Here is a 12769-nt window from a genome sequence, read left to right as displayed (position 1 = left end):
TTCAATCCCTTTTCGGTAGCATTAACCAAACACGACCATTTTGCTTCATTCTGCCGGCTAATTCTCCAGCTTCATCTCCGGTACCCCAAAAATAATCGACTCGGACTGGGCCTACAATCGCCTTACCCGTATCTTGGGCCATGACCAAACGTCGAATTGACTGATTACTAAGCGGTCGCGTTGTTTCTAAAAAAACAGGGGCGCCCAACGGAATTGCCCGAGGATCAATCGCAATACTGCGTTCCGGGGTCAGCGGAACCCCCAAGGCCCCAATCGGTCCAAGATCTTGGTTTGCAGAGGCAGGCAGTTCTCGAAAGAACACAAAGCGTGGATTAGCATTAAGCATCTCTTGCACTTTGCTGGGATTGCGTTTAGCCCACTCTGAAATCCCCTGCATCGTTGCCTGCGCTCGGGTAATCTCTTTGCGATCTAATAGCCACTGAGCGCTCGATTTAAAGGGTAAATCATTCGACCCCGCAAAACCTAATCGCATGATTTGGCCATTATCTAAACGGATTTTTCCAGACCCCTGAATTTGCATCGATGCAGCCGCTACAGGATCTTCAACCCAAGCAATTTCGGAACCCTTAAGAAGAGTCGAATTCATCAACTCGGTACGCGCTGGCGCAGGCGATGGCTTTGCACGAACCCAGGCCTTCGGATAAGCATAAAGAGGTACTGTATATCGGTCCGTACGTACACGCGAGCCCAAAATAATGGGCTCGTAATAACCGGTAACTAAGCCCTCCGACTTACCAGTCATTTGATTACGAACTGCATAGGCTCTGAAATTATTCTCAAAAAACGTTTTTGCATCTCTCGGTTTTTGAGCGTTCGCTCGATCGCATACCGTAACCCAATTGACTGGCCCTGGTTTACGGTTACGCAACACACTACAGCTCTGTAACCAAGCTTGCCATGCCTCACTTAATTTATCTTCATCCCACCCCGGTATCTCAGAAAACTCCACAGGCGTTAATGCCGCTGATGAACTACTGTCATCGGTAACAACGGTTTCAGTGACTTTCGGTGTACGCGATAAGTTGCTCGGGCTACTTACCTTAGGCGCTTGAGAAACTGGCTTGGTTGGCGGCACAGCGCACGATGTAAGAAAAAGGCTCGCTATCACAACACAGAATGCGGTTTTACTAACTACAATGAGGTAACTCCAATTCCAGAAAATCATCATGTTCGCTCAGTTATTTGATGAATATCCAATGCTCTTATTTGTGCTAGAAGCATTTCTAGCTCTAATTATTCTATTAGCAATTGTGTTTTGGACCGGTAAAGGCCGTAGAGACTAGAGAAATTAGTCACTCAATATTTTGGAAAGAAATTCTTTGGCCCGTGGCGATCGTGCATCGGGATGATTAAAGAACTCGTCACGAGTGCAATCTTCCACAATTCTTCCTTGATCCATAAAAATAACGCGATCGCTTACCTTCTTGGCAAACCCCATTTCATGAGTGACTACGCACATAGTCATCCCCTCTTGTGCTAACTTGACCATCACGTCTAAAACCTCGCCAACCATTTCGGGATCAAGTGCGGAAGTTGGCTCATCAAACAACATGACAATTGGATCCATGCATAAAGCTCGTGCAATTGCAACGCGTTGTTGCTGACCACCCGAGAGCTGGCCAGGAAATTTATCTTTTTGCTCCAATAATCCAACCCGCTCTAAATATTTAAGGCCGTGTTGTTTAGCCTCTTCAAGACTACGATTTAGCACTTTTATCTGGGCAATGGTTAAGTTCTCCATCACGGATAAATGGGGAAACAATTCAAAGTGCTGAAACACCATACCAACCCTCGAGCGAAGCTTGGGCAAATTTGTATTAGGATCATGCAGGTGAATACCATCAACCGTTAACTCACCTTCTTGAAATGGCTCCAGCGCGTTAATAGTTTTAATTAAAGTGGATTTACCTGACCCTGATGGGCCGCAAATTACCACCACTTCACCTTTATGAATCGTGGTAGAACAATCCGTTAGAACCTGAAACTGTCCATACCATTTTGATATATGTTGTAGCGCAATCATATTAATAACTTTCTGTATTAGCGAATAATCGCTACTTTTTCCTGAATCCTTTTAACAATCCGCGATAAACCAAAGCAAATCAGAAAATACGTCACAGCCGCCAAAAGGTAAGTTTCAATCGGACGGCCAAAATTTTTACCTGCAATCTCAAACCCTTTTAAAAGATCATAAGCGCCAATGGCATAGACCAAAGAAGTGTCTTGAAACAAAATGATAGTTTGGGTCATAAAGACAGGGATCATATTTCGAAAGGCCTGGGGCAAAACCACTAATCGCATGTTTTGTGAATAGGTCATTCCAAGGGCTTGGCCAGCATATACTTGCCCTTTTGGGATCGATTGAATTCCAGCACGTACGATTTCCGAAAAGAAAGCTGCCTCAAAGGCAATAAAGGTAATGATTGCTGATAGATTCACCCCGATGGGTTTGCCGATAATCAGTGGAATCAACAGGAAGAACCATAAAATCACCATGACGAGAGGAATGGATCGCATGGTGTTAACGTAAGCAGTTGCAGGTAACACCAGCCATGGCTTACCAGACAAACGCATTAATGCAAGAATAGTACCTACCAAAATTCCACCAATCGTTGCGATCACGGTGAGCTGAATACTAAAAATCAAACCCTTTTGAATATAGTTGGTAAATAAAGCCCAATTATAGAAACTAAGATCAAGATTCATCATGATTTTCTTGGTCTCTTAATGTCCCGATGAATTACTTGACGCAATAAAACCCGGAACACGTGTTTTTTTCTCAATCCAGGTCATCACCCGATTGACTGAAAATGCTGAAATCATGTACAGACCAGTCACTGCCAAATAGATTTCGATACCGCGTGACGTTTCCTCTTGTGCCTGCATTGCAAAGAGGGTAAGTTCTGGTACAGACACAGCAAACGCAACCGATGAGTTTTTCACAATATTCATACACTCGGAGGTTAGCGGTGGAATGATGATTCGTAGACCCATCGGCAATAAGACATATTGGTAGCTTTGCGCTGTAGTCATCCCAAGAGCAATTGCAGCATACCGCTGCCCTCTTGGTAGTGATTGAATGCCGGCTCGAACTTGTTCTGCGATTCTGGCAGACGTAAATAACCCTAAAGCGATGCTAACCAAAAGATAGGATGGAAAGCTCTTCATAATCGGAAACAAGGCCGGCACAACGTGGTACCAAAGGAATACCTGAACGAGCAATGGAATATTACGGAAAAGCTCAACCCAAGCAGTGGCAAAACTAGTGAGGATCTTTTGGATGAAATGATTCTGGGGCAACGTCCTCAAGGTACCAATCACCACACCCATGATGAGGGCCAAAATAAGGCTTAAAGCAGCAACCGCTAAGGTCCAACCCCAAGCCTTAAATAACCAATCCAAATAGCTTGGATCAACATTAGGATCCATTCCAAACAAAAAGGAGAAGCAGCGCGGGGCTGCTTCTCCAGTTAAAGTGTCCTTACAAAAGACACTCCAATCTAAGGTCATATCAAACTCACAATGAACCTTTTAAATTACTTCTTCTGATAATCCTCGGCAGGACGATCATTTGGGTTCGACCATGCTTGTTTCGTACTCTCAGACAAGGCTAAACCAACTCGTGCATTCTTCGGTGGAATTGGCTGTAAAAACCATTTGTCCCAAAGCTTTGCAAGGGTGCCATCCTTCATCATTCTAATAATGCTCGTATCGACTGCCTTCTTAAATGAAGGGTCGTCTTTACGCATCATGATAGCAATCGGCTCAACCGCTATTACCTCTCCTACAATTCGGTAATCACTTGGATTCTTTGCATTGGCGATATTGCCGGCCAAGATTGAGCCGTCCATCACAAACGCATCGGCGCGCCCAGATTCCAATAAGAGGAAACTATCAGCATGGTCTTTACCAAACACTTCTTCGAAATTCACACCAGTCGCTCTCTCATGTTTACGCAAAAGTTGAACCGATGTTGTACCAGTGGTAGTAGCGACCTTTTTACCATTTAATTGATTTAATGATGTAATGCCTGAATTTGCTTTGACTGCAATCCGGATCTCCTCAACATAGGTAGTCACCGCAAAAGCTACATCCTTTTGACGGGTGGCATTATTGGTCGTTGAACCGCACTCAATATCAACCGTGCCATTTTGTAAAAGAGGAATACGGTTTTGTGAAGTGACTGGAGTGTACTTAATATCCAAAGTCTTCATGTTGAGCTGTTTTTGAATGTCGCGAAGAACATCATTACAAATTTCAACGTGAAAACCGGCATACTTACCATCGCCCAAGGTATACGATAGGGCTCCTGATGACTCTCGAACACCCATCGTAACAACTCCAGTTGATCTAATTTTGTCCAAGGTGCTTTGTTGAGCATGTGCGCTTGGCGCAGAAAACAGCCCAAGCATTGAAACCGCAAGAGGTAAAAAGAAAGCTTTTTTCATATAAATCCTTTGGCTCGTATGAGATAAGAAACAGCGATTTGTATTTTTAGCAGAAAAATGGACAATATTTAATCTAAACCGAGACCAATTAGGGTTAATCCTAGAAAGTTTGAGCTCTCGGATTTGAGTTACCCAAATTAGTGCAAGGTTCTTGGCATCACCAGGGCAAATTCTGGGATGGTTGCCTGAAAAAACTGGGCATCCTCGGTGACGCAAAAATATTCCCCGCGCATCGTACCGGCTGGGGTGGGCAAAGTAGCCCAACTGGTGTACTCAAAATGCTCGCCAGCGCGCAAAAGTGGCTGCTGGCCAACCACCCCCAAACCCTTCACTTCTTGAACTTCACCCTCGCCATCGGTAATGAACCAATGGCGGGCAATCAGCTGAACACTAGCCGTTCCAGTATTACGAATCGTCACGGTATAGGCAAACGCGTATTGCTGATTATCGGGATCTGATTGCTCGGGAAGGTACTGGGGGCGGACGTTAACAGTAATTTCAGGTGGATTCATGAGGAGCATTCTGCGCCATCCCAACCCCGTTCGCAAGATAGAATCTAGGTATGAATGACAAAAAGTACTCAAATGAGCCCTAATTCCGCCATCATTGCCCCTTCGATTCTGTCAGCCGACTTTGCCAAATTGGGCGAAGAAGTAAAGGCCGTCTTGGATGCCGGAGCCGATTGGATTCATTTTGACGTGATGGATAACCATTATGTGCCCAATTTAACAGTTGGACCCTTAGTTTGTGAGGCAATTCGTCCACATGCGATCAAAAACGGTAAACCAGCCATGATCGATGTCCACCTGATGATTGAGCCAGTTGATCGGATTGTTCCGGATTTTGCCAAAGCAGGAGCCAATCTGATTAGCTTTCACCCTGAGGCGAGCGCTCATGTGCATCGCACCCTCTCTCTAATTAAAGATCATGGTTGCCAGGCTGGGCTCGTCCTCAACCCTGCCAGCCCGACCCATCACCTAGACCACGCTCTGGATCAAATTGATTTGGTGCTCCTGATGTCAGTTAACCCAGGCTTTGGGGGCCAATCCTTCATTCCCAGCACTCTCACTAAGATCGAACAGGTCCGTAGGATGCTCGATCGCTATCAAGAAACCAGTGGGCGCTCCATTCGTCTTGAGGTTGACGGTGGGATCAAGATTGACAATATTGCTAGCGTTGCCAAGGCTGGAGCCGATACCTTCGTCGCCGGCTCAGCGATCTTTGGCAAGCCAAACTACGGCGAAGTCATTACTGCCATGCGTAAAGCGATTGGGTCTTAAATCATTCTAGAAAAGACCTCGCATCATGAACATGACTGAGTTACAAGAAATCGCGAAGCAGGGATACAACCGAGTAGCTCTGGTTGCAGAATCACTTGCCGATCTCGAGACCCCCCTGTCGCTGTACTTGAAGTTAACTCAGAAGTCCGGTCAGAAAAATACCTTTCTTTTGGAGTCCGTTTATGGTGGTGAGCGCTTTGGACGCTATTCGATCATTGGTCTCCCAGCGCGCACTATTTTGCGAACCGTTGGCACGCCTACCAAGCCCATTAATGAGATCGTTCATGACGGTACAGTGATTGAGCGCAATCACGATAATCCGCTTGACTTTATTGACACTTACATCAAACGCTTTAAGGTCGCTCCTCAACCCAACTTACCGCGTTTTTGTGGTGGATTGGCCGGTTACTTCACCTATGACACGGTTCGCTATATTGAAAAGCGCCTCGCTGTTCACTCTTTACCCGATGAAATCGGTGTACCTGATATTCAGCTGATGCTCACCGAAGAACTGGCGGTTGTTGACAATGTTGCCGGCAAGATCTATTTCATTGTGTATGTGGATCCCAATAACACTAGCACTTATGAGAGTGGCATGAAACGGCTACAAAGCTTGCAAGCCACACTGACAGTCTCGATCCAGATGCCTGAGGAACAAGCATCCAAGCCACACCCCGAACCTATTCGTAAATTCAAGGCGAGCGATTTTGAAGATGCAGTGCGTCGCACCAAGGACTATATCCTCGCGGGTGATTGCATGCAGGTTGTGATTGGCCAGCGCATTAGCCGAACCTTCACTGAGCCGCCATTGCAACTCTACCGCGCGTTGCGCTCACTTAACCCTTCCCCATATATGTATTTTTATGACTTTGGGGATTTGCAAATTGTGGGCTCATCCCCCGAGATCTTGGTACGCCAAGAAAAACGTGAGGGGCGCAAGATGGTCACGATTCGGCCCTTAGCCGGTACTCGTCGCCGCGGTGCGACCCCTGAAGAGGATGCACAACTCGCTAAAGAGTTATTGGCGGATCCCAAAGAAATCGCTGAGCATGTGATGTTGATTGACCTCGCCCGCAATGATGTCGGACGCATTGCTAAGACCGGAAGTGTCAAGGTTACCGATTCGATGGTGATTGAAAAGTATTCCCATGTGCAACATATTGTCAGTTCGGTCGAAGGTGAACTCAAGGACAATATGAGCAATATGGATGTCTTACGCGCCACCTTCCCTGCAGGAACTTTATCGGGTGCCCCCAAAATTCGGGCAATGGAAATTATTGATGAAATGGAAATTACCAAACGCGGCATCTATGGAGGCGCTGCGGGTTATCTCTCCTTCTCTGGCGATATGGATGTGGCGATTGTGATCCGTACCGGTGTGATTAAGGACGGTATGTTGCATTCTCAAGCGGGCGCAGGTATTGTGGCCGATTCGGATCCTAGCTCCGAATGGAAAGAGACCGAGGCCAAGGCAAAAGCAGTATTGGCAGCTGCTGAATTAACCGAATCCCCAAAAGGAGCATAACGATGCTCTTAATGATCGATAACTACGACTCCTTTACCTATAACTTGGTGCAATACTTTGCCGAGCTTGGCGAAGACGTAAAAGTCGTGCGCAATGATGAAATCAGCGTTGCCGACATCGCCATAATCAATCCAGATCGGATTTGTATTTCCCCAGGACCATGCAGCCCAAAGGAAGCAGGGATCTCGGTCGACACCATCAAGACCTATGCGGGCAAGATTCCGATTCTGGGGGTGTGCCTTGGGCATCAAGCGATCGGCGAAGCCTTTGGAGGCGAGGTCATCCGCGCAAAGAAGGTGATGCACGGTAAAACCGATGAAATCACGCATACGAATGAAGGTGTATTTCAAAATCTTCCGAAATCATTTCGTGTCACACGCTACCACTCGCTCGCCATTAATCGTGAGAATCTACCTAATTGCTTAAGCATCACCGCGCAAACTGCCGATGGCGAAATTATGGGTGTGCGTCATCAGGAGTTATGCGTTGAGGGTGTTCAATTTCACCCAGAGTCAATTCTCTCGGAACACGGTCACGCCCTCCTAAAAAACTTTCTAGCAATGAAGTAAGAAATGGTCATGAACCCATCTCAAACACTACAACACTTGATTGACGGCAAAGAATTACCCGAGGCAGAAATGGTACAGATCATGCGCGCCATCATGGGTGGTGAACTGCCGAGTCCGATGATCGCCGCTCTCTTGGTCGCCCTTCGTAGTAAAAAAGAAACGCCCACAGAAATTGCTGCAGCGGCTACCGTGATGCGGGACTTTGCTACTGCAGTGAATGTCAAGGAAAAGACCTATCTAGTTGATGTGGTCGGTACCGGTGGCGATGGCGCCCATACCTTTAATATTTCAACAGCATCGATGTTTGTTGCGTCCGCAGCAGGTGCCAAGATTGCGAAGCATGGCAACCGCAGTGTTAGTAGTAAATCAGGCAGCGCCGATGTTTTGGAAGCGCTCGGGGTCAAACTTAATCTGAGTGCTGCTGCGGTAAGTCAATGCATTGAGCAACTTGGCATTGGCTTTATGTTTGCCCCCAACCATCACCCCGCCATGAAAAACGTAGTCCCAGTTCGCAAGGACCTCGGGGTGCGTACCATCTTTAATATTTTGGGGCCTCTCACTAACCCCGCTAAAGCACCCAATATTCTGATGGGCGTATTTCATCCGGAGCTAGTGGTTACCCAAGCAAAAGTCTTGCAGCTGATGGGGGCTGAGCATGCCTTAGTGGTCCATGGCAACGATGGCTTAGATGAAATCACACTCTCGGGTTCCACCATGGTCGCTGAACTGCGCAACGGGCAAATCAGTCAATATGAAATTAAGCCGAGTGATTTTGGAATCGCCAATGCTTCAATGGAAAATCTGAAGGTCGCCGATGCGCAAGAATCCAAAGCCATCATTTTGAACATCATGAACAATCAATCGGGACCAGCGCGCGATGTTGTGTACCTCAATGCCGGTGCAACGCTTTATGCTGCCAATGTTTGCAAGTCGATTGCAGAGGGCGTGCAACTGGCTAGCAGCACAATAACTTCGGGTAAAGCCAAACAGAAACTCGAGGCTTTTGTTGCCTTGACACAAAGTCTCGCCTCATGAGCGATATTCTGAGTCGTATTCTGGAAACGAAGCGGCATGAGATTATGGCTGCACAACGCTTGATCTCTAGCGGAGAAATCTTAAAAGAGGCTCTGCAAGCTAATTCTGATCCAAATACGAAGGTGCGTGGTTTTGCCCAAGCACTGATAAGCTCTGTCAGCAATCACAAACCCGGCATCATTGCTGAAATCAAAAAAGCAAGTCCGAGTAAAGGAGTGCTGCGTGAGCACTTTGTGCCTCATGACATTGCCCAAAGTTATGCCGCCCATAGCGCGACCTGCTTATCGGTTTTGACCGATCGGGATTACTTCATGGGCTCGCCCCAGTATCTCAAAGAGGCCCGGGCTGCATGCTCCTTGCCAGTGATTCGCAAGGACTTCATCATTGACCCTTATCAGGTCTATGAAGCGCGCGCCATGGGTGCTGATGCAATTCTTTTAATTGTCGCGGCACTTGAGTTATCGCAAATGCAAGAACTAGAAGCGTGTGCGATCGAGAACCAACTCGATGTATTAGTGGAAGTTCATGATGGCGCCGAATTAGAAACCGCCCTTGAACTACAAACGCCTCTACTGGGTATTAATAACCGTAATCTCAAAACCTTTGAGGTGAGCTTACAAACCACCCTCGATCTGCTGCCAGCCATTCCCAAAGACAAACTCGTCATTACGGAATCTGGGATTCTCAATGCCAACGATGTGAAGCAGATGCAAGAAGCTGGGGTTAACGCATTTTTAATTGGCGAAGCCTTTATGCGCTCTGAGCACCCAGGTAAGGCACTCGCAGCATTATTTGCTTGAGTTAGACGTTAAATAAGAAGTTCAAGACATCGCCATCCTTGACGATGTATTCCTTACCTTCGGCACGCATCTTGCCCGCTTCCTTCGCGCCCTGCTCACCTTTGTATTGAATGTAATCATCGTAAGCAATGGTTTGTGCTCGAATAAAGCCGCGCTCGAAATCCGTATGAATTACTCCTGCAGCCTGTGGCGCCGTGTCGCCAATATGAATGGTCCAAGCACGCACCTCTTTCACACCGGCAGTGAAGTAAGTTTGTAAACCCAATAAGCTATAACCCGCCCGGATCACCCGATTAAGTCCGGGCTCACTCATCCCCAGATCAGCCAAGAACTCGACCTTATCGGCATCCTCTAAATCGGCAATCTCCGCTTCAATGGCTGCGCATACCGCAACGACCGGGGCATTCTCTTTGGCTGCATGCTGCTTGACCGCCTCAAGATGGGGGTTGTTCTCAAACCCATCTTCTTTCACGTTTGCCACATACATCGCCGGTTTTGCCGTAATTAAGCAAAATGGCTTAAGAAGAGCCAACTCTTCCTTGCTGAGGCTTATAGCTCGAACTGGCAAAGCTTGATCTAACTGTGCTTGAACCTTGGTGAGTACCGCAACCAAGGCTGCAGCCTCTTTATCGTTACCCGATTTAGCTGCCTTCGAGTAACGCTGCAGGGCTTTCTCAACAGTACCCAAATCAGCTAGAGCTAATTCAGTATCAATTACCCCAATGTCTGCAATCGGGTCTACCTTGCCGCTAACATGAACCACATTGGCATCTTCAAAGCAACGCACGACGTGAGTAATCGCATCGGTCTCCCGAATATTGGCCAAAAATTGATTACCCAGTCCCTCCCCTTTGGAAGCACCGGCCACCAATCCAGCAATATCGACAAACTCAACCGTGGCGGGCACAACCCGCTCAGGACTCACAATCTGCGCTAAAGCAGCTAAACGGGGATCCGGGACCTCGACCATGCCCACATTGGGCTCAATGGTGCAAAACGGATAATTTTCGGCTGCAATACCAGCCTTGGTGAGGGCATTAAACAGGGTGGATTTGCCTACATTCGGTAAGCCAACGATTCCGCATTTGAGTGACATCCTCCCATTGTAAATGCGGTTGATTCGCTATCATCTTGGTATGCGTTCCCAAAGTACCGCTAATTCTGCCCAGCACGCCAATACCCAATTCGACTTCGCAGTCGTTGGAGGCGGCATTGTGGGTAAGGCAAGTGCACTTGCCATGGCGCAACTGGGCTACTCAGTGATTCAAATTGCACCTGATTTACTTCAGACGATCACTCTTGTGCCTTCCTTTGGGCAACGAATCTATGCACTCTCACCGAGCACCAAACATCTTTTATCGGAACTAAACATTTGGGATGGACTTGACCATACTCGTATTCAACCAGTGCGCGATATGCGAATCTACGGCGATCGTGGGCAACAGCATGATCAACTGCATTTCTCAGCCTTTGAAGCCGGTCGACCGGAACTCGCCTGGATTGCCGAATCTGATTTGATTGAGGCCACGCTGACCCAAGCGATTCGTTTTAATAAGAACCTGCAAAGTATCGAGGCCAGTGTTGACGAGGTTCGGTTTGAGCCTAATACATCACCAACGCTTTCATTGAGCAATGGTCAAACTATTCAAGCCAAACTGGTGATTGCAGCCGATGGTGCGAACTCCCCTCTACGTCGGTCGGTTGGAATTGAAATCGCTCAACATTCTTATGAACAACATGCAGTAGTTGCTAACTTTACCTGCGCAATTGCCCATCGTGAGACCGCCTACCAATGGTTCTTGCCCAGCGGCGACATCTTAGCCATGCTGCCATTACCTCAGCAACAGGTTTCAATGGTGTGGTCAACACAAAACGAGCATGCCAAACATTTACTACAACTGGATAGCCAGGCATGGTCAAACCAATTCGCAGTAGAAGTTCATGATCAACTCGGTGAGCTGCGACTGCAATCCGCACCAGCAAGCTTTCCTCTGCGACACATCAAGGCGCATCGCCTGATTGGTCCAGATTACGATCCTAAATTAATCTTGGTTGGTGATTCTGCGCACGTGATGCACCCATTGGCTGGTCAAGGACTTAATCTGGGCTTACGGGATGTGGTAAGCCTACTTCACATTATGAAGGACAAAGAGTCGTATCGGGAAGTGGATGATCGCATTCTTCTGCGTCGCTATGAGCGCGAGCGTGAAGGCGACACCTCGTCGCTTTTATGGCTAACCGATCGCTTAAAGAAACTGTTTGCAGCACAAAGTCCGATTGAAAAGGGATTACGCAACTGGGGCTTAGGAATGGTTAATCGAAGTCACATCATCAAGCGCCAGCTGATTGAGCGCGCACTAGGAGAACAACTGCATGGGTAAATTCATTTACCAATTTGGACTTGCGATCGTCTTACTCAGTTTTTTTGGTTCAGCCGATGCCACGTCAGAGAAACAAATTCGTGCTGAATTGCAAAAGCGCTTAGGTACTTCGGCCAATGTCCGTAATGTCACGCCATCGGCAATCCCAGGATTATTTGAAGTGCAAGTCAATAATGAAATTTTTTACACCGATAGTAAGGCTAAATATTTAATCCAAGGCGAGATGATTGAGCTCGCTACGGGGACGAATTTGACTGCTAAACGTCAAGAGGATATCAATCGCATCAAATGGTCTGAGCTTCCCCAAGCCAATGCCATTAAAATTGTGCGGGGCAATGGGAGTCGTCAAATTGCTGTGTTCTCTGATCCCAATTGTGGTTATTGCAAGCGTTTAGAAAAAACCCTGCAACAGCTCGATAACGTCACTATTTACAATTATCTTATTCCGATTTTATCGGCCGACTCAGCACTGAAATCTAAACAAATTTGGTGCGCTTCCGATCCACAAAAAGTATGGAACGATTGGATGCTAGGTAACATCACGCCAAGTGGCAAATCAGATTGCGCAAATCCAATTGATAAGAATATGGCCATTGCAAAAACCTATGCAATTAATGGCACCCCAACTATTTTCTTCACCGACGGTAGTCGTTTCCCAGGCGCTGTCCAACTCTCTGATATCGAGAAAAAACTCGCCTCTTTGAAGTAAT

The 12769-nt window shown here is 47.1% G+C and carries 14 protein-coding genes; 7 read left to right on the top strand and 7 right to left on the bottom strand.

Annotated elements, in window-relative coordinates:
* Position 1: 1 nt before the first annotated feature.
* From mltA to apaG, 6 genes are all read right to left on the bottom strand, one after another.
* Positions 2-1189, bottom strand: coding sequence for a murein transglycosylase A (gene mltA, locus QUE65_RS00775; RefSeq protein ID WP_286281209.1), 1188 nt, complete (start codon positions 1187-1189; stop codon positions 2-4).
* A gap of 120 nt (positions 1190-1309) precedes the next feature.
* Positions 1310-2044: an amino acid ABC transporter ATP-binding protein gene (locus QUE65_RS00770; RefSeq protein WP_286281208.1), complete on the bottom strand. Its 735-nt coding sequence runs from the start codon at positions 2042-2044 to the stop codon at positions 1310-1312.
* Between the two features lie 17 nt (positions 2045-2061).
* On the bottom strand, positions 2062-2727 hold the full coding sequence (locus QUE65_RS00765; RefSeq protein ID WP_286282366.1) for an amino acid ABC transporter permease: 666 nt from the start codon (positions 2725-2727) through the stop codon (positions 2062-2064).
* Between the two features lie 18 nt (positions 2728-2745).
* Complete coding sequence (locus QUE65_RS00760; protein WP_286281207.1) at positions 2746-3531, bottom strand: amino acid ABC transporter permease; 786 nt, start codon at positions 3529-3531, stop codon at positions 2746-2748.
* Positions 3532-3557: 26 nt separating this feature from the next.
* A complete protein-coding gene (locus tag QUE65_RS00755) occupies positions 3558-4469 on the bottom strand; it encodes an amino acid ABC transporter substrate-binding protein (protein ID WP_286281206.1) in 912 nt (303 codons plus the stop codon).
* 137 nt (positions 4470-4606) lie between these two features.
* Positions 4607-4981 carry a Co2+/Mg2+ efflux protein ApaG gene (gene apaG, locus QUE65_RS00750; RefSeq protein ID WP_215371016.1) on the bottom strand — a complete coding sequence of 125 codons (375 nt, stop codon included), beginning with the start codon at positions 4979-4981 and terminating at the stop codon, positions 4607-4609.
* A 54-nt stretch (positions 4982-5035) separates the two neighbouring features.
* Between apaG and rpe the strand changes: the two genes are divergently transcribed.
* From rpe to trpC, 5 genes are read left to right on the top strand one after another with little or no spacing between them, the layout of a single operon-like run.
* Positions 5036-5749, top strand: a complete 714-nt coding sequence (gene rpe, locus QUE65_RS00745) for a ribulose-phosphate 3-epimerase (protein WP_286281205.1) — start codon at positions 5036-5038, stop codon at positions 5747-5749.
* A 31-nt stretch (positions 5750-5780) separates the two neighbouring features.
* Complete coding sequence (gene trpE, locus QUE65_RS00740) at positions 5781-7274, top strand: anthranilate synthase component I (RefSeq protein WP_286282364.1); 1494 nt, start codon at positions 5781-5783, stop codon at positions 7272-7274.
* Positions 7275-7276: 2 nt separating this feature from the next.
* Positions 7277-7843 (top strand): anthranilate synthase component II, encoded by a 567-nt coding sequence (locus QUE65_RS00735; RefSeq protein ID WP_286281204.1) that lies wholly within the window; start codon positions 7277-7279, stop codon positions 7841-7843.
* A 3-nt stretch (positions 7844-7846) separates the two neighbouring features.
* Positions 7847-8878, top strand: coding sequence for an anthranilate phosphoribosyltransferase (gene trpD / locus QUE65_RS00730; RefSeq protein WP_286281203.1), 1032 nt, complete (start codon positions 7847-7849; stop codon positions 8876-8878).
* Complete coding sequence (gene trpC / locus QUE65_RS00725; protein WP_286281202.1) at positions 8875-9678, top strand: indole-3-glycerol phosphate synthase TrpC; 804 nt, start codon at positions 8875-8877, stop codon at positions 9676-9678. The genes trpD and trpC overlap by 4 nt, the downstream gene beginning before the upstream one ends.
* Position 9679: 1 nt before the next feature.
* Here trpC and ychF read toward each other — a convergent pair whose 3' ends face one another.
* Entirely contained in the window at positions 9680-10774 is a 1095-nt protein-coding gene (gene ychF / locus QUE65_RS00720) for a redox-regulated ATPase YchF (protein ID WP_286281200.1), read from the bottom strand.
* Positions 10775-10814: 40 nt separating this feature from the next.
* Between ychF and QUE65_RS00715 the strand changes: the two genes are divergently transcribed.
* Both QUE65_RS00715 and QUE65_RS00710 read left to right on the top strand, forming a co-directional pair.
* The gene (locus QUE65_RS00715) at positions 10815-12059 is read left to right on the top strand and encodes an FAD-dependent monooxygenase (RefSeq protein WP_286281199.1); all 1245 of its coding nucleotides are present in this window, start codon (positions 10815-10817) and stop codon (positions 12057-12059) included.
* A complete protein-coding gene (locus QUE65_RS00710; protein ID WP_286281197.1) occupies positions 12052-12768 on the top strand; it encodes a DsbC family protein in 717 nt (238 codons plus the stop codon). The genes QUE65_RS00715 and QUE65_RS00710 overlap by 8 nt, the downstream gene beginning before the upstream one ends.
* Position 12769 lies beyond the last annotated feature (1 nt).

This window comes from Polynucleobacter sp. HIN8 (assembly GCF_030297615.1).
Classification (GTDB): Bacteria; Pseudomonadota; Gammaproteobacteria; order Burkholderiales; family Burkholderiaceae; genus Polynucleobacter.
This window is presented reverse-complemented; position numbering and strand designations above follow the sequence as displayed.